This window comes from Dactylosporangium sp. CA-233914 (assembly GCF_050942935.1).
GTDB lineage: Bacteria > Actinomycetota > Actinomycetes > Mycobacteriales > Micromonosporaceae > Dactylosporangium.
In genome coordinates, this window is sequence record NZ_CP192030.1 from 3,131,014 (window position 1) to 3,152,229 (window position 21,216).

The following is a 21,216-nucleotide window of genomic DNA, read 5'->3' on the forward strand; positions in this document are numbered from 1 at the left end:
GGCCGTGACGACGGGGCTGAGCAGGTGACCCGGGCCGGCGGGAGCGTGATGACGCCGCGGAACTGCAGCAGGTGTGCCCCGGCGGTGCCGATCAGCGCGAGCTGTCCGAGACCCGGCTCAGGACCGGCGGCACGCCCTCGGTGACCAGGGCGCCCGGAGCGTTCCGGCGGGCAGCAGTTCGGTGGTCATGGCGACCTGCCCCGGGACACATCCCTGACGATTCGTACTAGGGCAGTCCGTCAACGGCTCCGCTACCCTCGGTCCTCCAGCGATCGCCGGGGAGCGACGAGATGGAGCAGTTCTTCGCACGCGACGAGGAGCAGGACCGGTTCGTCATCGTCCTGCAGCACGCCCTGGAGGGCAAAGGGGAGCCCGACGAGGGCTTTCTGATCATCGTCCAGGGACACGGCGGCATCGGCAAGACCGAGCTGCTCACCCGCTTCGCCGCGATCGTGCGCGGCAAGGTGAGACGCGCCGGCGTCAGCAACCGGTTCACGCTGAGCACCGTCGACTGGAGCGACGAGCGCTCGAAGCGGCCGAGCGAGTACGCGTCCTGGGCCGGCCCGCCGATCCTGGTCGTGCTCGACACGCTCTACGAGCAGCTTCGCGACGGGGCCACCGGCTGGTGGGCCCAGCGCGGGTTCAAGCGTGGGTTCGCCGCGTACCGGGCTCAGGCGCTGAAGATGAAGCAGGCCCAGCCCGCGACCGCCTCGCCCGGCCGCCTGCCCGAGATCGTCGGCGCGACGGTCGGGGCGGTCAGCGGTCTCGTCGGGGTGCCGGGCCTCCCCGCCGCCTCGGAGAAGGTCGCCGCGGGCGTGACCCAGGCGGTCCAGGACGCCCGGCGGCGGGCCGGCGACCGCGACTACGACGCGTCCGCCGAGGATGCCCTGGTCCGCGCGTTCGCCGCGGGCGTGCGGGCGATGAGCGGCCATCGCCCGATGGTGTTCATCCTCGACACCGCGGAGATCCTGGGTGAGGCCCGCCGATACGTACGCGACGTGGCCCGCCGCAGCGGTCAGCGCACCGTCTGGGTGTGGGGCATCCGCCTGGAGGACGAGGCGAACGCCGCCGAGGACAGCGAGACCATGCTGCTGCGGCGGCAGGTGGACAACGCCCGCCTGCGGCTCGTGCCGCTGTCGCGTTTCGACGACAAGACCATCCGGCGATACCTCGAGTCGCGCCTCAGCGGCCGGCCCGTCACCCCGGAACTGGTGACCGCCGTCGTGGCGCTGACCCGGGGCATCCCGCTGGCCGTCCGCCTCGCGACCAACCTGCTCGGTAACGGCGTCCCGCCCGAGGAGGCGCTGCGGGAGATCTCCGCCACCGGCGAGGTCTCGGAGGTCATCGGCGGGCTGGCCCGGCGGTACCTCATCCATCTCACCCGGGCGGGCAGCCCGCAGATGCAGGCCGATCTCGGGCTCATCTACGGTTTGGCCCTGGTCAACGGTCCGGTCAACGACCCGGACCTGCTCGCCGCGCTCTGGCAGATCCCGGCGGCCGAGGTCGCCGCCCGCCTGGACGCGCTCGCCGCCCGGCACGATTTCGTCCTCAGCGGCCGGCGCCGGATGCACCAGGAGATCCGCCGCACGATCCGGCTGTTCCTGCTCGACCCGGTGCGGCGTCCGGAGGTGCGGGCCGCCAACGAGCGGGCGGTCAAGGCCCTGCAGGAGCGCATGGCCAAGCTCGTCCGCACGCCGACGGTCGAAGCCCAGCTCGCCGACGAGGAGTGGCGGGCCGCGGCGGATCAGCTGCTGTGGCACACGTTCTGGGTCAGCATCCGCGACGGGATGCGCCTGCTGGCGGAGCTCATGCCGGCGGCACACACCCTGGCCCCGGCCCTCGCGGCCGACCTGCTGCGCACCGCACGCTGGTTCGAGCCGGTCTTCACCGCGGAGCAGCGCGCGATCATGGCCGGCACCCGCGTCCTGTTGCCGAGCGGCAGCACCTTCGTGCAGCGTATGGGCGCGGAGTTCCGCCGCGCCGCGGAGCGCCTGAACAGGGCCCCGACCGTGAGTACCACCGCGATGGAGGTCATCGCCGAGGCCGCCGGCGCGACCTCGAACATCCTCGCGACGGACGTCCCGCCGGTGGTGTTCGTGCTCCTCCTGCGCCTGGAGACCCCGACCGGCGGCCGGGACGCCGGCCTGGTCGCGGTTCTGGAGGAGATGGCGCAGACCCTGCCGGCCGCCGGTGTCCCGCGGCTGCGCCAGGCCGTCGCCACCCGGGTGGAGGCCGTCGCCCGGGACACCGTCTCCCGGCCGGAGGACCGGGAACTGGCGGTGAGCGTCCGGCAGGCGGCGATCCGGGTGGTGCCCGGCAGCCCCGCCCTGCACGCCCTGCTGGCCGAGGCCCTGCAGGAGGCCGGCGACCTCGAAGCGGCGCTGAGCACCGCCGAGGAGGCGTGCCGCCTGGACCCGGACAAGGCCGAGCTGCGCATCGCCTGCGGCCTGATCCTGCGCGACCTGGGCCGCCACGAGGAGTGCCTCGCCGCCTACGAGGAGGCCTGCCGGCTGCAGCCGCGTAACCCCAACTGGCACGTCAACCGGGCGATCGCGCTGCGCCGGCTGGGCCGGCTGGAGGACGTCTTGGCCGCCTACGAGGAGGTATGCCGCCTGCAGCCCGACGTCGTGGAGCGACACGTGGACCGGGCCCTCGCGCTGGCGGACCTGGATCGGCACGAGGAGGTGCTGGCCGCCTTCAGCGAGGCCGTCCGGCTGGACCCGGCGAACCCGAACTGGCACGGCAACCGGGCGGTGGTGCTTCAGCTGCTGGGCCGGGCCGACGAGGCGCTGGCGGCATATGAGCAGGCCGGCCGGGCCGAGCCGGACAACCCTCAACGGCACGCGGACCGGGCCGACATCCTCCTGCGGCTGGACCGGCCGGAGGAGGCGCTGGCCGCGTACGCGCAGGCCGGCCGGCTCGATCCGGACCGGCCGCGGTGGCGGGTCAGCCAGGTCGAGATCCTGGCGCGACTGCAGCGCTTCGCCGAGGCCCTGGTCCTGTGCGAGGAGGTCTGCCGCCTCGACCCCGACGATCCTCGCTGGCAGATCAACCGTGCGGTCGCGCTGCTGCAGCTGGATCGGGCCGAGGAGGCGCTCACCGCCTGCGAGGAGGCGTGCCGCCTGGAGCCGGGCAACGGCCTGTGGCACGTGAACCGGGCGGTGGCCCTGAAACGCCTGGACCGTGCCGAGGAGGTGCTGGCCGCCTGCGAAGAGGCGTGCCGCCTGGGTCCGGACAACGCGGAGTGGCACACCCGCCGCGCGATCGAGCTGGCGGCGCTGGGCCGGCACGAGGAGGCCCTCTCCGCGCGCGAGGCGGCCTGCCGCGCCGCGCCGGAGGTCGGACAGTGGCAGCTGAACCGGGCGGTGGCCCTGAAGCGGCTCGATCGGGACGAGGAGGCGCTGGCCGCCTGCGAGGAGGCCTGCCGTCTCGCACCCGGCAACGCCGGCTGGCACGCCGACCGAGCCGTGGTCCTGGACCGGCTCGGCCGACCGGCCGAGGCGCTGGCCGCCTTCGAGGAGGCCTGCCGCATCGAACCCGGTAACGTCCGCTGGCACGTCCTGCGGGGCGCCGCGCTCGTCCGCGCGCAGGCTCACGCCGAGGCGCTGGAGGCGTTCGAGGAGGCGTGCCGGCTCGAACCCGGCAGCCCGTCCTGGCACGTCAACCGGGCCGTGGCGCTGACCCGGCTCAACCGGCCCGAAGCGGCGGCGGACGCATTCGCGCGGGCCTGCCGCCTCGCCCCGGACAACGTCGACTGGCACGTCAACTGGGCGATGGCCCTGAGCCGGCTGGACCAGCCCGCCAAGTCGCTGCTCGCCTTCGACGAGCTTCGCCGTCTGGAGCCCGGCAACGCGCGGTGGCACAGCAACCGGGGCTGGGCGCTGGGGCGGCTGGAGCGCGACGAGGAGGCGCTGGAGGCGTACGAGGAGGCCTGCCGGATCGCCCCGGACAACGCCCAATCCCACGGCGGACGGGCCTTTGTCCTGGGCCGGCTGGGCCGCGACGAGGAGGCGCTGAAGGCCTACGAGCAGGCCTGCCGGCTCGAGCCGGACAACGGGGGCTGGGCCGCGAATCGCGGCTTCGCGCTGGGGCGGCTGGGCCGTGACGAGGAAGCGCTGGAGGCCTACGACGAGGCGTGCCGGATCGCCCCGGACAACGGCCAGTTTCACGGCGGGCGGGCGTCCGTCCTGGACCGGCTCGGACGTGACGAGGAGATGCTCGAGGCGTACGCGACGGCCGCGCGCTGCGAGCCCGGCGACTCGCGGTGGCCCTCCAACCGGGGAATCGCCCTGGCGCGGATGCGTCGCTACGAGGAGTCGCTCGCGGCCATCGACGAGGCGGTGCGGATCTCACCCGGGTCCGCGACCCTGCTCAACAACCGCGGCGAGTGCCTGATGCTGATGCGCCGCGACGCCGAGGCGGCCGAGGCGTTCCGGGCCTCGCTCGACCTCACCGAGCACCTCGAGTCGACGGTTCACCTGGCCCTCATCATCGGGGCGGCCGATGCGCGCGAGCGGGACCGGCTGTCCCGGGCGGCCCTGCACCTGCCCGATCTCAGCCTGTCCGAGTGCCGGCGGGCCGAGCTGCGGGCGCTCGCGTACGCGATGCTCGACCGGACCGAGGAGGCGGAACGTGAGCTTCGCGCCGCGCTGGCGGCGTGGACGAGGAGCGATCCGTTCCAGGTATGCCTGTACGACCTGCTCGGCGCGGCCGGTCGGGCCGAGGCGGCCGGCCGGTTGGTGCGCATCTGGCGGGAGTCGGGCGTGGCGGCGTTCGACGAGGTGAGGACGGAACATGATCAAGCTCGATGACGCGCTGCTCGCCGAGCTCGGGCTCGACGGCATCCCGGAAAGCCATCGGCGGGCCGTACTGCAGCTGATCTACGAGGAGTTGGAGATACGCACCGGCTACACGCTCGCGACCGCGATGAGCGACGCGCAGCTGACCCGGTTCGAGGTCTTCATCGAGGCGAGCGACGAGGGCGGAGCGCTCGCCTTCCTGGAAGCCGAGTTCCCGGACTACCGCGGCGTCGTCAACGAGCAGTTCGAGCGGATGAAGGAGGAGATCAGGGCCCACCTCGACGACGTGCTCGCGCTGTCGGAGGCCTATCGGGACATCCCGATCGCGCTCCCGGCGCTGGTCGACCCGTGGGCTCCGAAGGGGCAGGTCTCCGAGCAGCCCGCCGCGGGGTGAGACCCGGTCACGGCCCGGTTGTCGCGGTGGCGACCCACATCGTCAGGGTGGCCAGGAAGTCGCCGCGCTCGGCGGACTCGCTCAGGGCGCCGAACCACTCCTCCCGCAGGCGGTCCGGGACCAGGCCGGCGTCGGGCGGGACCATCGGGTTGACCATCGGCAGGACCGCGGCGGCGGCGATCGGGTCGGGGAAGTACAGGGCGACCGGCACCGCCGTCACGTCGGGCAGGCCCGCGTGCACCAGGCGGCGGCGCAGCGTGCGGCCCATGTCGAGGTGCTGGCCGACCACCGTGGCCAGCAGGTGCTCGCGCACGGCCGTCACCAGGTGGCGGGGGAGGCCGTCGACGGCGACGGATTCCCAGTCGGTGTCGATCAGGCAGACGCGGCCGCCGGGGCGGGTGACGCGGGCCAGTTCGGCGACGGCGGTGTCGGGGGACGCGAGGTGCTGCAGGACCCGCTCGCAGCGCACCGCGTCGAAGTGGCCGTCCGGGAAGTCCAGGGCGGTCACGTCGCCGTGGTGGTACTGCACGCAGCTGCCCTCGTCCCGGGCGCGCGCCGCGGCCAGGGCGGCCGGCGAGGAGTCCAGGGCCACGATCGAGCCGGTGCCGCACAGGCGGGTGGCCAGCAGGCGGGCGGCCTCGCCGGTGCCGGAGCCCGCGTCGAGGATGCGCTGGCCGGGCTCCGGGTGCAGCGCGGCGAAGGCCACCTCGCGGACCCGCTGCAGCTCCGGGTTGGCGGCCGTGAGCTCCAGCGCGCCGATGGGCCGGCCGGCCGGGGAGGCGGCGCGGCCCAGGTCCGTGGAGGGGTCGTCGGGGGCCATCCCGCCAGTCTGGCGCGGCGCGGGGCGGATGGGATGCCCCGTTCCGGATCGTCAATCCGACATCAGGCGGGCGAGCATTTCGCGGTACGACTGGAAGGGCGGCACCACGGCGGAGGGGTCCTTGGCCCGCTCGTCCCAGCGGCGCAGCCGCACCGCGGCGGCGGCGAACTGCAGGCCGGCGAAGCGCGCCGCCTCGTCCGGCGTCATCGGGCCGCCCTGGACCGCCAGGGTGAACCGCGAGGCCGCGGAGAGTCGCGCGAAGTAGCCCGGCTCGACCGCGCACAGGTATCGCTTCGCCGCGACGTGCAGCCGCACCGGCTCGCACACCGCCGGGCCGAACCACCGCGCGAGCCAGTCGGCCCCCGTGTCGCTGTGCCGGTTGTCGGTGCCGGCCATCAGCTCGGCCCCGGTGACCACCCCGTGGAAGTGCCCGACGTCGTGCAGCAGCGCCGCGGCGACGAGGCTGTCGGGCGCCCCGTCGCGCACGGCCAGCGCCGCCGCCTGCAGCATGTGCTCGGCCTGCGTGACGGGCTCCCCGAGATAGTCCCGGGCCTCCTCACCCTCGAAGAGTCGCCGCAGTTCCTCGTACGCGTCACCGGCCACGACCACATCCTGGCCGTGGCCGGTGAACCGCACCCGAACGATCAGTAGCGGTAGTGGTCGGCCTTGTAGGGGCCTTCGACCGGGATGCCGAGGTATTCGGCCTGCTTCTTGGTCAGTTCGGTGAGTTTGACGCCGAGGGCGTCGAGGTGGAGCCGGGCGACCTTCTCGTCGAGGTGTTTGGGCAGGGTATAGACACCGATCGGGTACTGGTCGGTCTTGGTGAACAGCTCGATCTGGGCGATGCTCTGGTTGGCGAAGCTGTTCGACATCACGAACGACGGGTGCCCGGTGGCGTTGCCGAGGTTGAGCAGGCGACCCTCGGACAGCACGATGATGGAGTGCCCGTCGTCGAACTTCCACTCGTCGACCTGCGGCTTGATGGTGATCCGGGTGACGTCACCGCGGCGGGCCAGGCCGGCCATGTCGATCTCGTTGTCGAAGTGCCCGATGTTGCCGACGATGGCCTGGTGCTTCATCCTGGCCATGTGCTCGGCGGTGATCACGTCGAGGCAGCCGGTGGCGGTGACGAAGATGTCCGCGGTCTCCACCACGTCGTCGATGGTGGCGACCTGGTAGCCGTCCATCGCGGCCTGCAGCGCGCAGATCGGGTCGACCTCGGTGACGATCACCCGCGCGCCCTGCCCGCGCAGCGACTCCGCACAGCCCTTCCCGACGTCACCGTAACCGAACACCACGGCGACCTTCCCGCCGATGAGCACGTCGGTGGCCCGGTTGATCCCGTCGATGAGCGAATGCCGGCAGCCGTACTTGTTGTCGAACTTCGACTTCGTCACCGAGTCGTTGACATTGATCGCCGGGAACAGCAGCGTCCCGGCCTGCTGCATCTCATACAACCGGTGCACCCCGGTCGTGGTCTCCTCGGTCACGCCCTTGATCCCGGCCGCGACCCGGGTCCACCGCCGGTTGTCCTCCCCCAGCGAACGCCGCAACAACCCCAGAATGACCGCATACTCCTCCGAGTCCGCGGTCTCCGGCGACGGCACCGCCCCCGCCCCCTCGAACTCCGCACCCTTGTGCACCAGCAGCGTGGCGTCACCACCGTCGTCGAGGATCATGTTCGGGCCCTGCCCGTCCGGCCACAACAGCACCCGCTCCGTGCACCACCAGTACTCCTGCAGGGTCTCCCCCTTCCAGGCATACACCGGCACCCCCGCCGGCCGCTCCGGCGTGCCCTGCGGCCCGACCGCGATCGCCGCGGCAGCATGATCCTGGGTCGAGAAAATGTTGCACGACGCCCACCGAACCTGCGCACCCAACGCCACCAGCGTCTCGATCAACACCGCGGTCTGCACCGTCATGTGCAACGAACCCGTGATCCGCGCACCCCGCAACGGCTGCACAGCCGCGAACTCACGCCGGATCGCCATCAGGCCCGGCATCTCATGCTCAGCGAGCTGAATCTCCTTACGCCCGAACGCGGCGAGGGACAGATCAGCCACCTTGAAGTCTTCGGTCATTACCAATCCCCGGAATCAGGCGGTCGCGGCGGACTTGAGGTCGCCGGCGCGGGCGGTGCTCTCCCACGTGAACTGCGGCAGCTCCCGGCCGAAGTGCCCGTAGGCGGCGGTCTCGCGGTAGATCGGGCGCAGCAGGTCCAGGTCGCGCACGATAGCGGCCGGGCGCAGGTCGAACACCTCGCGGATGGCCCGCTCGATACGCTCGGCCGGCAGCGTCTCGGTGCCGAAGGTCTCCACGAACAGCGAGACCGGCTGGGCGGTGCCGATGGCGTAGGCGACCTGCACCTCGCAGCGCTCGGCCAGCCCGGCCGCGACGACGGTCTTGGCGACCCAGCGCATCGCGTAGGCCGCGGAGCGGTCGACCTTGGACGGGTCCTTGCCGGAGAAGGCGCCGCCGCCGTGGCGCGCGTAGCCGCCGTACGTGTCGACGATGATCTTGCGGCCGGTCAGGCCGGCGTCGCCCATCGGGCCGCCGACCTCGAAGCGGCCGGTCGGGTTCACCAGCAGGCGGAACTCGTCGCTGGGCAGGCCGAGCAGCCGCAGCTCCGGCTCGACGACGTGCGCGCGGATCTCGGGCGTGAGCAGCGAGGAGATGTCGACGTCGCCGGCGTGCTGGCTGGACACCACGACCGTGTCGATCCGCACCGGGCGGCCGCCCTCGTACTCGACCGTCACCTGCGTCTTGCCGTCCGGGCGCAGGTACGGCACGGTGCCGTCCTTGCGCACCGCGGCGAGCCGGCGGGCCAGCCGGTGGGCCAGCGCGATCGGCAGCGGCATGAGCTCGGGCGTCTCGGTGCAGGCGTAGCCGAACATCATGCCCTGGTCGCCGGCGCCCTGGCCGTCGAGCTCGTCGCCGGTGCCGCCGGAGCGGTGCTCCAGCGCGGTGTCGACGCCCTGCGCGATGTCGGGCGACTGGGAGCCCAGCGACACGCTCACGCCGCAGGACGCGCCGTCGAAGCCCTTCTGCGACGCGTCGTAGCCGATGCCGAGGATGACGTCGCGGACGATCGCCGGGATGTCGGCGTACGCGCTCGTCGTCACCTCGCCGGCCAGGTGTACTTGGCCGGTGGTGATGAGCGTCTCGACCGCGACCCGGCTGCGCGGGTCCTGGGCGAGCAGCGCGTCCAGCACCGCGTCGCTGATCTGGTCGGCGATCTTGTCCGGGTGGCCCTCGGTCACCGACTCGGACGTGAAGAGGCGTCTGCTCATGCTGTCTCCATGGCTCGAGGGATTCAGGTCGGCAGCTCGACGACGAGCGCCGCGTAGGACAGGCCGGCGCCGAACCCGGCGAGCAGGGCGTGGCCCCGCGGCGGGTCGTCGCCGCTCAGCAGGGCGTGCATCGCCAGCGGTACCGACGCCGCCGACGTGTTGCCGGCCGACACGACGTCGCGGGCGATCTGCACCCCGGGCGGCAGGCCGAGCGCGGCCGCGAGCTTGTCGACGATACGCAGGTTGGCCTGGTGCGGCACGAACGCGGCCAGGTCCGCCACGCTCAGGCCGGCCTCGTCGACGGCGCGGCGGGTCACCGGGGCCACCTCCTGGATCGCCCAGCGGAACACCTCCTGGCCCATCATCCGCATGGTCGGCCAGAAGTCCGGCTTGTCGCGCACGGCCAGCCACGTCTCCGGGTGCCCGATGAACCCGGCCCGGCCGCCGTCGGAGCCCCACACCACCGGCCCGATGCCCGGCCGGTCGCACGCCCCGACCAGGACCGCGCCGGCGCCGTCGCCGAACAGGAACGCGGTCGAGCGGTCCGCCGGGTCGATGATGTCGGTCATCCGCTCGGCCCCGATGACCAGGACATACTCCGCGGAGCCGGCGCAGATGAGCCCGTCGGCGACCGCGAGGGCGTGGCAGAACCCGGCGCAGGCCGCGCCGAGGTCGAACGCGGCCGCGCCGCCGGCCCCGACGCGGGTGGCGATCTGCGGGCCGATCGGCGGGGACTGCTGCAGGTTGGACATCGAGGCGATGACGACGGCGTCGACCCGCTCGGCGGCCACGCCCGCCGCGGCGAGCGCGTCGCGGCCCGCGGCGGCGGCCATGCCGGCGACGGTCTCGTCGGCGGCGGCGTGCCGGCGGGTGACGATGCCGGAGCGCTGGCGGATCCAGGCGTCGCTGGAGTCGATCGCTCCGCAGATCTCGTCGTTGGACACCACCCGCTCCGGGCGGTAGGCACCGACACTGAGCAGGCGGGCGCCGCCGGCGGGGCGTCTGATGAGGGTCGGCACGTGCCGGAGCGTAGCTGTGCCCGGCAACTGCGCGGGCCGTGAAGCGACGAATGTGTGGCATGACACCAGAGATCTCACCGGGCCGGCTCCGCGGAGCGGGCGCCGACCGGCGTCGCCGGTCTCGACGTCGACGCCGAGGCGGGCACACCGGCGTCTCACCGCGTGCGGGCGGATCCCCCGAGAACCTCGACGTCGCCATCGTCGACCCGGCCACCGGCGAGATCCGGTCAGCGGCGCCAGCGTTTCGGCGGGGTACTGGCGCCAGCCCGAGGTCATGGCCGCCCGGTTCGTGGGCGCCTACCTGCGCACCGGCGACCTCGGCTTCCTCCCCGCCGACCAGCTGTTCGAGGCGACGGTCTCGGCCGGCCACCCGGCCATCGCGACGAACCCGTCGCCGCCTTCCTCGTCGCCGAGACCGGCCGTGCGGTGAGGGTCACCCGCGACGAGGCGGCGGCCGGTGCGCGCGGGCGCGTTCGCTACGCTGACGTGGTGTCTGCCGTGCGCCGTGCCGTCGCCGAGGAGCACCAGCTCCACGTCGAGACCCTGATCCTGCCGCGCCCCGGTGCGCTGCCCCGCACGACGAGCGGCAAGGTCCAGCGCCGCCGCAGCCGGGAGCTGCTGTCCGACGGCGGGCCCAAGGCGTGGTGAGCCCCGGCGCCCTGCCCCCGATCCACACGCTGTTCGACTCGGCGTCGGCCTACCGGATCACCGGCGAGGAGTCGGCCGCGGCCCCGCCGCCGGTCCAGGCCGTGCTCTTCGACTTCGTCAACACGCTGTTCCAGATGATCGACGCCGTCGACTGGGTGCGGCTGGTCGCGGCCGACACCGGCCGGGCCGGCGCGCTCGACGATCCGGCCGCGGCTCAGGCCGTGGTGGCCGCGCTCGCCGCCGCCTACCAGCTTCCCGAGGTGCTCGCCGCCCAGCACGGCCGGGACCTCTCGGCGACCGCGCACCGCGACGCCATGCTCGCCTGGTTCGCCGCCGTGGAGTTCCTGCACGGCCACGAGGCGGCCGCGCACGCCCGGCTGATCGACGCCGGTTCCTGGCGGCCGTACCCCGACACCGCCCCCGTCCTGCGCCGGCTGCGCGAGCTCGGCATCCGGGTCGGAATCGTCAGCGACATCGCCTGGGACATCCGCGCGCACGCCGACCACCACGGCCTCGGCGGGCTCGTCGACGCGTGGGCGCTGTCGTTCGAGCTCGGCCGGGAGAAGCCCGACCCCGAGATGTTCCGCAAGGCCTGCGCCGACCTCGGCGCCGACCCGCGCGCCACGCTCATGGTCGGCGACAACCCGGCCCGCGACGGCGGGGCGGCGGCCGCCGGGCTGCGCTGCTACATCCTGCCCGCCGAGCACCGCACCGGCGAGCGCGGCCTGCGGCCCGTCCTCGACCTGATCGGCCCTCGCTGAGCGGCTCGGCGCTGGCGTCCCTGCCCGGCTTCGAGCGATTGCTGATCGTCACCGCGGTGGAGCCCGAGCGGCCCGCCGTGCAAGCCGGCCTCCGCACCGGCACGGTCGGCGCGGTGACGACCTCGACGCCGCCGTCGGCAACGGTGGCACCCTTGGCGAGGCTGTCCGTGACGCGGGGGCCGAGATCGTGCGGCCGCCGCGCGAGATGGTGTGCGCGTCGGGCGGTGACCGAACGGTTGTCGCGCAGCCAGGAACGGCCCCCGACCGGCCATTCTCGGGCTCGCACGCGCTCGCGCGCCCAGCGCGAGCGCGAGCACCGCAGTGGCGGCGATGGATCGACTGGCCTCGTCCCGGCCCGCCAGCGATGCATCTGGCGGTGCTGGACGGTGCCGAAATTTTGCGGTCAGCTGGATTCTTGCCGCGCCACTTGCCTCGCTCAGGCGGCCGGTCCGGCCGTGCGCCGCCAGCGCAGCCCCGCGGCGAGGGCGAGCGCTCCGCCCACCGCGTCGCAGATCACCCAGCGCTCGATGGGGTAGGACGAGAACTCGATGAAGATCGCGCCGACCAGGAGGGCGCAGGCCGGCACGAGGGCGAGGACCGCGGTCAGGCGGTCCAGGACGGGCGGGGCGGGGCGGGCCAGGCGATACCAGCGCAGTGCCGCGGCGGCCACCAGGGCCAGCACGGAGAGCCAGCCGAAGGGGCCGGGGTCCAGTGACACCGGGGCGGCCACGGCCAGGACCGCGGCGACGAGAACCGCGGCCAGGCCGGCGATCTCGGCGCCGCCCGCGGTCAGCTTCGGCGCGGTGGGGGGCTCGGCCGGGGCCGGCTCGGGGCGTCTGGTCCGGGACACCCACAGCACGACCGCGCCGGCGCCCAGCGCGAGGGCGGCGCCGGTCGAGGCGGTGCCGGAGAGGTAGTACGAGACGTCGGCCATCGTCAGATCCCGGGCATGTCGAGGATGGTGAACACAACGAGCGCGACGGCGCCGAGCGCGGCGGCCACGATCGCCGCCCAGTCGACGGCCCGGGGACCCGGCCGCCGCAGCCGCCAGGCCCGCCACGCCGTCCCGAGCGCGAGGCCGCCCCCGCCGATCCACCACCATCCGACCGTTTCGCCGTTCAGGACGGGCAGGAGCAGCAGCACGGCCGCGAAGCCGGCGCCCACCAGCGCGAAGAGCTCGCCGAAGCTCGTGCCCACCCCGGCGGCCGTTGCCGGCTTGGGCTGCGGGGCCGGCGTCGCGGCGACGATCGGCTTCGCGGCGACGATCGGCTTCGCGGCGACGACCGGCTTCGCGACGGGGGCCGGCTTCGCGACGGGGGCCGGTGGTGTGGCGACGATCGGTGGTGTGGCGTCGGCGGGTGGTGTGGCGCTGGCCGGTGGTATGGCGAAGGGCTGGGCGAACGGCGTGGCGGTGACCGGTGGCGCGGCGGCGGGTTCGGGCGCCTCTGTGGGTACAGCTGCCGTCGTTGCCAGGTGCAGGGCACCCTCGGCGACCACGAGCTGGGGCTCCTCGAGGACCGTCGGGGCGACGCCCGTCGCCCGGTGCAGCATGGTGGCGATCAGGGGCGTGCGCGTGCCGCCGCCGACCAGGAACCAGCCGGCGACCGACTCCGGGCGGACGCGCGCCTCCTTGAGCGTGGCCAGGGCCAGGTCCACCGTGCGCCGCAGGACCGGCTCGGCGACCGCCTCGAACTGCTGGCGCGTGAACAGGACCTCGGTGTCCGCGACCGGGATGAACATGCTGGCCGACGACTCGCGGGAGAGGGCCTCGCGCAGGTGCCGGGCGTCGGTCCACAGCATGGTCGCGTGGCGCAGGTCGGCCGCGGACTGCGGGGCGGCGAGGCGCTGCCAGGTGCCGTCGCCCTTCGGCTCGACCAGGGTCCGCGCGTGGGCGACCACCAGCGCGTCGAGGTCCAGCCCGCCGACGTCGTCGAGGCCGCGGCAGGCCAGGTCGCGGAACCCGTCCTCGGTCCGCTGCACCACGCTGACGTCGAACGTGCCGGCACCGAGGTCGTACACGATCACGCACTGCCCGGGCCGCACCGCGTGGCCGAGCACGGCGGCGAAGTACGTCGCGGCGGCGACCGGCTCGGCGACCAGCGCCGGCACCGGCAGCCCGGCTGCGGCGGCCGCGTCGAGCAGCACCTGACGGCGGGCTGAACCCCAGGTCGCGGGGCAGGTCATGGTCACCGTCGCCGGGGGCTCGCCGAGCGTGCGCAGCGCCTCCTCGCGGATGCGGGTCAGGGCCGCGGCGACGAGTTCGCTCACGGGCAGGGCGTGGTCGCCGAGCAGGACCTCCAGGTCGTCGACGCGGCGCTTGGGGTGGGGCTCGTACCGGGCCGGGTCCAGGCGCGCAGCATGCTCGGCGTCGCGTCCGACCAGCAGGCGGCCGGAGTCGTTGCGGAAGACCGCGGAGGGCAGCAGCGGCGAGGAGTCGAACAGCAGCGGGCGGACCCTGCCGCCGGGGTGGCGCAGCACGGCCACCGTGCTCGACGTTCCGTAGTCGATTCCCAGGGCGGCGTCCGGCACCCGGGAAGCATAAAGATCAGCTGCGACCGGTGGCGATCGGGTGATCGGGCAATCGGCGCCATCCGAAACTGTCGGACCCGGCGCGTAAGGTCCCCCTTGCGATCGAGCCAGTGGAGGTGCTGCCCGTGTTCGGACTGGTGCTCAGCGCGCTGCGGGCCCGGGCGGGGCAGGCGTGGGCGGTGCTCGCGCTGGCCGTGCTGCTGGTGACGGCCGCGGCCGCCGGACCGTGGTTCGCCGCCGGGGCCGGGCGCCGGGCCGCCGCGGCCGACGTCGCCGCCGCGCCGGCCGCCGAGCGGACGATCTCCGTGCGCCGCCAGACCAACGCCGACGGTGACCCCGAGCCGGCGCTGGCCGCGTTCCGGGACACCGTCGAGCGGCTCCTGCCGCTGCGCGACCCGGGCACACCCGGCCTCCTCGGGATCACCGCCGACATGCTGATGGAGCTTCCCGGCGGCACGGGGGAGAGCGCGGCGAAGTTCCCGATCGCCTACCGTGACGACGCCTGCGAGCACCTGCGGCTCGACGGGCGCTGCCCGCGGGCCGCCGGCGAGGTTCTGCTCAGCGCCGAGGCGGCCGACGAGCTCGGCGTTCATGTCGGCGACGCCCTCGTGCTGCGCAACCAGCCCCGGTCCAAGGCGGTGCCGGCCACCGTCGTCGGGCGCTACGAGCTCGCCGATCCCGCGGGGGCGTACTGGGGCGATTCGCTCTTCCGCGCCGACACCGCGGGCGGCGGCCCCGACCTCGTGTTCACGGCCGTCGAGACGTTCGAGAACCCGCAGCTGAGCGGCACCACGTTCGCCTACACCACCGAGCTGCCCGCCGACGCCTTCACCGATCCGGGCTCGCCGCTCGCCGGTGTGCTGCGCCGGGCCGAGCACTCGCTCGGTCGCGCCGGCCTGACCCTCGTCGCGCCGGGCCAGGCCCTGGTCGACCGGATCGCCGCCGACCGGGCCGCGATCCGCGGCGGCGCCCTCGCCGGGACGCTCGGCGCCGTCGTGCTGGGCTGGTTCGCCCTCGCGCTGGCCGGGCGGCAGACCGCCCGCGAGCGGCGCGCGGACGCGGCGCTGCTGAAGCTGCGCGGCGGGACGCGGCGGCGGGCGCTGCGGCTGGGGATGGGGCAGCTGGCCGTGCCGCTCGCGGCGGGCCTGCCCGCCGGCCTCGCGCTCGGGTGGCTCGCCGGCCGGCTGCTCGGCGGTCCGGGCGCCCCCGCCGGCACCTGGTGGGCGGCCGCGCTCGCGGCGGCCGCCGCCGTGCTGGGCGGGCTGGCCGCCCTGGCCGCCGGGGAAGCTCGCGGTGCTGCGGGCGCCGGTCGCGGCGCTGCTGCGGCGGGTCCCCGGGCCCGGCCGGGCCCGGCGCACGGTCACCGACGTGGTCCTGGTCGTGCTCGCGGTGTTCGCGGCGGCCCAGCTGTGGGGCACAGGGCTGCGCACGGCGGTGACCGCACTCGTCGCGGTCGTGGTCGCCGTCGTGGCCGCGCGGGTGCTGGCCACCGCGGCGTCCCGGGCCGGTTCGGGGGCGCTGCGGGCCGGCCGGCTGCGCGCCGGGCTCGCCGCCGTCCAGCTCTCCCGGCAGCCCGGCGCCGACCGGCTCATGGCCCTCGTCGCCGTCGCGGTCGCCGGGGTGTGCGCCGCGACCGGCGGATGGCTCGCCGGCTTCGAGGCCCGCGACGCCCGCGCCGCGCAAGAGGTCGGCGCGCCCCGGGTCCTCACCGTCCGGGTCGCCAACCCGACCGCGTTGCTGGCGGCGGTCCGGTGGGCCGACCCCGGCGGCCGCGACGCCATGGCCGCCGTGGTCGACCGCACCGCGACCCCGCCGGTGCTCGCCGTCGACGCGGCCCGGCTCGGCGCCGTGGCGGGGTGGCGGGCGGAATACGGGCCGCGCCCGTCGCTGATCCCCGCCGCGACCGGTGCCGACGCGCCCGCGATCACCGGCGGGAGCCTGGTGCTGCGGGCCAGCAACGGCGGCGCGCAGCCGGTGAGCCTCGCCGTCGTCCTGCAGAACACGGTCACCGGCCGCCGCGTCACGCTGAGCCTCGGCCCGCTCCCGCCCGGCGAGCAGGAGGCCGCCGCCCCGGTCACCGGCTGCGCCGAGGGCTGCCGCCTCGTGCGCCTCGACCTGCTCCAGCCCCGCCCCGCCGGCACCGGCTCCGGCGGCGCGTCCACCGGCAACGGTGGGTCCACGGGCAGCGGCGGCGCGGGCGGCGGGCCGGGCGCGGACGCCCCGGGCAGCGACGCGGTGGCTGCCTCGCTCACCATCACCGAACTGCGGCAGGAGGGGCCGGCCGCCGCGGTGCTCGATGCCGCGCGGCTGGGCGATCCGCGGCAGTGGCGGACCGGGGTGAGGGGCCCGGCGATGCAGGTCAACGCCCGCCGGGGCGCGCTGACGTTGTCCCTGCCGGATGCCTCGTGGAACTTCGACGACCGGGTCTTCCTCACGTCCGCCGCGCTGCCGCTGCCGGCCGTCCTCGCCGGCCCGGCCCCGCCGGCGTGGCGCCTCGGCGACCCCACGCTCGACCTCTTCGGCGGCGGCCCCGTCCCGGTCCGCGTCGCCGGCACCGCCCCGCTGCTGCCGGTCCTCGGCACCGCCGGCGTCCTGGTCGACCTCGACGCGGCCCAGCGCCTCGCCGCCATGGGCTCGGCGACCGGCGCCGGCCAGGTGTGGCTGTCGAAGAGCGCCGGCCCCGCCATCGAGGAGCGCCTGCGCGAGGCCGGCCTCATCGTCCTCGGCGCCGACAGCCCCGCGGCCCGCGCCGCCGGCTTCGCCGCCCGCGGCCCCGCGATGGCCGAGCGCTTCCGCCTCTTCTCGGCGGTCGTGGGCCTGCTGGCCGCCGCGGCCGCATTGGCCGTCGCGGTCGCCGCGGAGCGCCGCCAGCGTGCCGCCGACCTGCGCGCGCTGCGCCACCAGGGCCTCCCGGCGCGCGTCGCGACCTCGGCGGCCCGCGCCGGCTCCGGTGCCGTCGTCCTGGCGGGCGCGCTGACCGGCCTGCTGGCCGCGATCGTCGCGCGGTTCGCGTCCGGACCGCCGCTGCCGTACTTCGCGGACGGCTGGAGCCCGCCCACCCCACCCGATCCGCTGCCCGCGCTGCCCTTGCTGGCCACCGCGCTCGTGTCCCTGCTCCTGCTGGCGCTCGTCTGGCGGCTGGCCACCGCCGGCGGCCGGTCGTCCACCACCACGGGAGGAGCGCGATGATCTCGCTGCTGCTGGCGATGCTACGGGCCCGGCGGGGGCAGGCGGTCGTGCTCGCGCTGCTGTCGCTGTTCGCGGTGGCGGCGGCCGTGGCCGCGCCGGCCTATCTGCGGGCGGTGGACCGGTCGATCGTGGCTGGGCAGGTCGCGACGGCCTCGGCCCGGGAGCGGTCACTGACCGTCAGCGCCACCGTGGACCCGCGCAAGGACGACGGGTTCGACTTCGGCGACGTCGCGGGCGGGCTGGTGGACCTGCCGGGGTTCGACCAGGTCTACGGCAGCGAGTTCCTCGCCATCGGCATCGAGCCCGACGTGGTGCACGCGACCCGGGTGACCTATCGGCAGGACGTCTGCGCCCACCTCGTCGTCGTGGCCGGGCGGTGCCTGGCCGGGGCCGGCGACGTCGTGCTCGGCGAGCAGACCGCCGCGCGGCTCGGGCTCGCGCCCGGGGACCCGATCGTGCTCACGTTCGCGGCCCTCGGCGGGAGCAACTCGCAGCCGGTGTATGTCGCCGACGGCGTGCCGGCCCGGCTCACCGTCGCCGGGACCTACCGGGCGGCCGACCCCGCCGAGACGTACTGGGGCGGGCACGGCTTCTTCGACCCCGGCACGGGCGGGCGGGCCGAGGAGCCGGTCTTCGCCGGGGCCGCGACGATGGCCGCGGTGGACCACGGGTCCACCGCGGTCTCGATCGATCTGACCGCCGGGCCCGGGGCCCTGTCCGCCGCCGGGCTGCCCGACACCCGCCGGCGCCTGGCCGAGCTGAAGTCCCGCGGCACCCGGCTCGGGGTCGCGATCGTCGTCACCACCCAGATGCCGCAGCTGTTCGAGCGGATCGACCGCAGCCGGGAACTCGCGCGGCGAAGCGTCCCCGCGGGCGCGGCGCCGCTGCTGCTGCTCGCCTACGCGGTGCTGTTCATCGCCGCCGACTACGCCACCCAAGGCCGGCGACCCGAGCTCGCGGTCGTCGCGCTGCGCGGCACCCGGTGGTGGACGCGGTGGTGGCTCACCCTCGGCGAGGGCCTGGCCGCGGTCGTCGCCGGCGGCCTGGCCGGGTGCGTGGCCGGGCAGCTGCTCGTCGCCGCGGTCGTGGCCTGGCGGTTCCCCGGGGTGGGGGCGCCGGTGTTCACAGTGGACGCGGTGCAGTATGCGCCGGCCGCGCTGCTCGGGGCCGTCGTCGCCGTGCTCGTGGCGCAGCGGCGCCACCTCGCCGCGCCGGTCGCCGGGCTACTGCGCCGCATCACCGGGCGGGCGACCGGCTGGCGGGTGCGGGCGGCGGAGGCTGTCGTCGCCGTGCTCGCCGCGGCCGCGACCGCGCAGCTCTTCCTCACCGGCGGCTCGCTCACCGGCGTCGCGATCGTCGCCCCGGCCCTGGTCATCCTCGCGCTGGCGCTCGCCACCGCGAAAGCGGTCACGCCGCTGGCCCGGCTCGTGGGGGCCCGGGCGCTGCGGCGGGGCCGGCTCGCCACCGCGCTCGCCGCGTTCCAGCTCTCCCGCCGGCCCGGGGCGCAGCGGCTGATCCTGCTGCTGGTGGCGGCCGTGGGCGTGCTCGGCTACGCGGTCAGCGCCACCGACCTCGCCGCCCGCGACCGTGCCCTCGCCGCGCAGATCGCCACCGGCGCGCCGCGCGTGCTCACCGTCGCCTCCGTCGGGCGCGAGCAGCTGCTGCGGGCCGTGCGCGCCGCCGACCCGCGGGGCGAATACGCGATGGCCGTCGTCGAGCTGCCCCGGGCCGGCCCGGGAGTCGCCGCGGCTCGCCGTCGACACCACGCGGCTCGCGGCGGCCTCGGCGTGGCTGCCGGCCTACGGCGACGCCGACCCCGCCCGCCTCGCCGAGCTGCTGCGCCCGCCGGTGCGCGACGCCGGGCTCACGATCCCGGGCCAGGACCTGGCCGTGGACGCCACCGTCACCGGCGCCCGCAGCGACAACCCGATCGGGCTCAGCCTCGTGTTCTCCACCCCGACCGGCCGCGCCGTCATCGACCTCGGCGACGTGCACAACGGCCCCGGGACCTACCAGCAGCGCGTCGCCGACTGCCGGACCGGCTGCCGGCTCGTCGGCGTCCACCTGCGCAACCAGGAGCCGGCGGCGACCGCGACCCGGATCACCGTGGTCCTCAACGCCGTGCGCACGATCAACCCGCCCGCCACCGCCGCCACCGGCCCGCAGCTGGCCGACCCGGCCCGGTGGCGCTCGGCCGAGGCCACGCTGACCGCCGCGCCGGACGGGCTGCGGATCGGCGTCGACGCCCCCGACGGGCTGCCGCACGGGGTGTGGGTGCAGCCGGCGGACGTACCGCTGCCGCTGCCCGTGGCGACGACCTCCCGCACCCTGTCCGCGGCCTCGCCCGCCCCCGCCGCGTCGATCTCCGGACTCGACGGCCTGGACCTGCCCGTCTCCGTCACCGCGCGCCTCGGCGCCCTGCCGCGGCTGGGCACCGACGGGACGCTCGTCGACCTCGAATACGCCGAGCGCGTCGCCACCGACTCCGGCATCGACCGCGAGCCGGAGGTCTGGCTCGGCCCGGCTACCCCGCCGGACGTGCTCAACCGGCTGGCCGCCCAGGGCCTGGTCGTCGTGGGCGACACCGGCATCGCCGACACCCGCGCCCGCCTGGCCGCCCAGGGCCCGGCGCTGTCGCTGTGGTTCCACGTGCTGGCCGGCGCCCTGGCGGTCCTGCTCGCCGCGGGCGGCCTGGCCCTGGTCATCGCCGTGGACCGCCGCGACCGCCGCGCCGACCTGGCGGCGCTGCGCACCCAGGGCCTGCCGCGCCGGGCGGCCGCGCGGGTCGCGCTGTGGACGTATCCGGCCCTGGTGCTGGCCTCCGCCCCGCCGGGCCTGGCCACGGCCCTGATCGCCTGGCGCCTGACCGGCTGGGCCCTGCCGGTCTTCGGCGAACCCATGCCCGCCCTGCCCCTGCCGCACTGGCCAACCGGCCCGGCCGTGCCCCTGACCTGGCTGCTGACCCTGACCCTGCTGACCACGGTCGCCGCCTCGACAGCCCACGCCACGACGCGCCCAGCGGGCGAGCGGGTGGTCGTGTAGGCGGGGCTTGGTCCGGTTGTTCGCGGGTGCCGTGTCGACGGTCCGCGCTGTGACGCGGCCGGTGGGGGAGCGGGTGGTCGTGTAGGCGGGGGCTTGGTCTGGTTGTTTGCGGGTGCTGTGTCGACGGTCCGCGCTGTGACGCGGCCGGTGGGCGAGTGGTCGGTCCCATCGGCACGAGGCGGCGCTGCGGCGGCCGGGAGAGGTGTGTTCGGCCGCGCCCGGCTCCGTCGAGGCGGAGGTCGAGACCCCGGACGGTGACCCGGGTGCCGCACAACCACCACGGCCCTCGCCACCCGCAGGGCCCAGACGGTCGCCGTCCTCACCTTCCGTGCCACCAAGTCGCCAACCACCCCTGGCGCCGGCTCGAAATGGACCTGTCACGGCCGCCACGAGGAGACCCTTTCGGGGGTGCGCCTCGGTGGTTGCCGGGGAGGGCACCTGCTGCAACGCCGTTGCGTAAGCGTTGGGCCCTCACCAGGCAACGATGCCGTTCTCGTCGACGAAGCCGTCGGCCGGCCGAACTTCGACGGCAGACGCCGCCGCATCGATGCTCGACTGATCGGTGACATCCAGCGGCAGGAACGCCGCATCCAGTCCCTGCTCCCGAAGTTGCCGCACCGCCGCTTGGCCGCGCTCACGCGGCTGACCTTCCTGGCAGCCGTGCCGGTTGTCATCCATCCCGTCGTGAGTAAGCCCCCCAGCCCGGCCGCACGGGGTTCCCCGGT

At 75.3% G+C, this 21,216-nt stretch carries 17 protein-coding genes; 7 read left to right on the plus strand and 10 right to left on the minus strand.

Annotated features, from left to right (window positions below; translation table 11 throughout):
* Positions 1 to 290 precede the first annotated feature (290 nt).
* Complete coding sequence (locus tag ACQPY0_RS14525) at positions 291 to 4,811, plus strand: tetratricopeptide repeat protein (RefSeq protein WP_432988888.1); 4,521 nt, start codon at positions 291 to 293, stop codon at positions 4,809 to 4,811.
* Positions 4,795 to 5,193 carry a DUF5663 domain-containing protein gene (locus tag ACQPY0_RS14530; protein WP_432988891.1) on the plus strand — a complete coding sequence of 133 codons (399 nt, stop codon included), beginning with the start codon at positions 4,795 to 4,797 and terminating at the stop codon, positions 5,191 to 5,193. The genes ACQPY0_RS14525 and ACQPY0_RS14530 overlap by 17 nt, the downstream gene beginning before the upstream one ends.
* 7 nt (positions 5,194 to 5,200) lie before the next feature.
* On the opposite strand, the gene ACQPY0_RS14535 is transcribed toward ACQPY0_RS14530, so the two are convergent.
* From ACQPY0_RS14535 to ACQPY0_RS14555, 5 genes are read right to left on the minus strand one after another with little or no spacing between them, the layout of a single operon-like run.
* On the minus strand, positions 5,201 to 6,013 hold the full coding sequence (locus ACQPY0_RS14535; RefSeq protein WP_432988893.1) for a methyltransferase domain-containing protein: 813 nt from the start codon (positions 6,011 to 6,013) through the stop codon (positions 5,201 to 5,203).
* A 51-nt stretch (positions 6,014 to 6,064) separates the two neighbouring features.
* Positions 6,065 to 6,616 carry a phosphonate degradation HD-domain oxygenase gene (locus tag ACQPY0_RS14540; RefSeq protein WP_432988895.1) on the minus strand — a complete coding sequence of 184 codons (552 nt, stop codon included), beginning with the start codon at positions 6,614 to 6,616 and terminating at the stop codon, positions 6,065 to 6,067.
* A gap of 41 nt (positions 6,617 to 6,657) precedes the next feature.
* Positions 6,658 to 8,094: an adenosylhomocysteinase gene (ahcY, locus tag ACQPY0_RS14545; protein WP_432988897.1), complete on the minus strand. Its 1,437-nt coding sequence runs from the start codon at positions 8,092 to 8,094 to the stop codon at positions 6,658 to 6,660.
* A 15-nt stretch (positions 8,095 to 8,109) separates the two neighbouring features.
* Complete coding sequence (metK, locus tag ACQPY0_RS14550; RefSeq protein ID WP_432988899.1) at positions 8,110 to 9,303, minus strand: methionine adenosyltransferase; 1,194 nt, start codon at positions 9,301 to 9,303, stop codon at positions 8,110 to 8,112.
* Positions 9,304 to 9,326: 23 nt separating this feature from the next.
* Positions 9,327 to 10,322, minus strand: coding sequence for a beta-ketoacyl-ACP synthase 3 (locus tag ACQPY0_RS14555; protein WP_432988901.1), 996 nt, complete (start codon positions 10,320 to 10,322; stop codon positions 9,327 to 9,329).
* 274 nt (positions 10,323 to 10,596) lie between these two features.
* On the opposite strand from ACQPY0_RS14555, the gene ACQPY0_RS14560 reads away from it, so the two are divergent.
* From ACQPY0_RS14560 to ACQPY0_RS14570, 3 genes are read left to right on the plus strand one after another with little or no spacing between them, the layout of a single operon-like run.
* Entirely contained in the window at positions 10,597 to 10,752 is a 156-nt protein-coding gene (locus tag ACQPY0_RS14560) for a hypothetical protein (protein ID WP_432988904.1), read from the plus strand.
* Between the two features lie 59 nt (positions 10,753 to 10,811).
* Positions 10,812 to 10,970, plus strand: a complete 159-nt coding sequence (locus ACQPY0_RS14565; RefSeq protein WP_432988907.1) for a hypothetical protein — start codon at positions 10,812 to 10,814, stop codon at positions 10,968 to 10,970.
* Positions 10,967 to 11,731, plus strand: a complete 765-nt coding sequence (locus ACQPY0_RS14570; protein WP_432988909.1) for an HAD family hydrolase — start codon at positions 10,967 to 10,969, stop codon at positions 11,729 to 11,731. Before ACQPY0_RS14565 ends, ACQPY0_RS14570 begins: the two co-directional genes overlap by 4 nt.
* 436 nt (positions 11,732 to 12,167) lie before the next feature.
* Here ACQPY0_RS14570 and ACQPY0_RS14575 read toward each other — a convergent pair whose 3' ends face one another.
* Complete coding sequence (locus ACQPY0_RS14575) at positions 12,168 to 12,665, minus strand: hypothetical protein (RefSeq protein ID WP_432988911.1); 498 nt, start codon at positions 12,663 to 12,665, stop codon at positions 12,168 to 12,170.
* A gap of 2 nt (positions 12,666 to 12,667) precedes the next feature.
* Positions 12,668 to 14,260 (minus strand): Hsp70 family protein, encoded by a 1,593-nt coding sequence (locus ACQPY0_RS14580; protein WP_432988913.1) that lies wholly within the window; start codon positions 14,258 to 14,260, stop codon positions 12,668 to 12,670.
* A gap of 1,293 nt (positions 14,261 to 15,553) precedes the next feature.
* Here ACQPY0_RS14580 and ACQPY0_RS14585 point away from each other — a divergent pair.
* Entirely contained in the window at positions 15,554 to 17,449 is a 1,896-nt protein-coding gene (locus ACQPY0_RS14585; RefSeq protein WP_432988915.1) for a hypothetical protein, read from the plus strand.
* A 167-nt stretch (positions 17,450 to 17,616) separates the two neighbouring features.
* Here ACQPY0_RS14585 and ACQPY0_RS14590 read toward each other — a convergent pair whose 3' ends face one another.
* Positions 17,617 to 18,651, minus strand: coding sequence for a hypothetical protein (locus ACQPY0_RS14590; protein ID WP_432988917.1), 1,035 nt, complete (start codon positions 18,649 to 18,651; stop codon positions 17,617 to 17,619).
* A gap of 21 nt (positions 18,652 to 18,672) precedes the next feature.
* Positions 18,673 to 19,212 (minus strand): hypothetical protein, encoded by a 540-nt coding sequence (locus ACQPY0_RS14595; RefSeq protein WP_432988919.1) that lies wholly within the window; start codon positions 19,210 to 19,212, stop codon positions 18,673 to 18,675.
* Positions 19,213 to 19,297: 85 nt separating this feature from the next.
* Between ACQPY0_RS14595 and ACQPY0_RS14600 the strand changes: the two genes are divergently transcribed.
* Positions 19,298 to 20,491 carry a hypothetical protein gene (locus tag ACQPY0_RS14600; protein WP_432988921.1) on the plus strand — a complete coding sequence of 398 codons (1,194 nt, stop codon included), beginning with the start codon at positions 19,298 to 19,300 and terminating at the stop codon, positions 20,489 to 20,491.
* Positions 20,492 to 20,962: 471 nt separating this feature from the next.
* On the opposite strand, the gene ACQPY0_RS14605 is transcribed toward ACQPY0_RS14600, so the two are convergent.
* Entirely contained in the window at positions 20,963 to 21,169 is a 207-nt protein-coding gene (locus tag ACQPY0_RS14605; protein WP_432988923.1) for a hypothetical protein, read from the minus strand.
* Between the last annotated feature and the right edge of the window lie 47 nt (positions 21,170 to 21,216).

Bases quoted from the DNA above. Each gene is read 5' to 3' on its own strand.
- ACQPY0_RS14525 (WP_432988888.1), top strand. From the start codon at position 291: ATGGAGCAGTTCTTCGCACGCGACGAGGAGCAGGACCGGTTCGTCATC.
- ACQPY0_RS14530 (WP_432988891.1), top strand. From the start codon at position 4,795: ATGATCAAGCTCGATGACGCGCTGCTCGCCGAGCTCGGGCTCGACGGC.
- ACQPY0_RS14535 (WP_432988893.1), bottom strand. From the start codon at position 6,013: ATGGCCCCCGACGACCCCTCCACGGACCTGGGCCGCGCCGCCTCCCCG.
- ahcY (WP_432988897.1), bottom strand. From the start codon at position 8,094: ATGACCGAAGACTTCAAGGTGGCTGATCTGTCCCTCGCCGCGTTCGGG.
- metK (WP_432988899.1), bottom strand. From the start codon at position 9,303: ATGAGCAGACGCCTCTTCACGTCCGAGTCGGTGACCGAGGGCCACCCG.
- ACQPY0_RS14560 (WP_432988904.1), top strand. From the start codon at position 10,597: ATGGCCGCCCGGTTCGTGGGCGCCTACCTGCGCACCGGCGACCTCGGC.
- ACQPY0_RS14575 (WP_432988911.1), bottom strand. From the start codon at position 12,665: ATGGCCGACGTCTCGTACTACCTCTCCGGCACCGCCTCGACCGGCGCC.
- ACQPY0_RS14605 (WP_432988923.1), bottom strand. From the start codon at position 21,169: ATGGATGACAACCGGCACGGCTGCCAGGAAGGTCAGCCGCGTGAGCGC.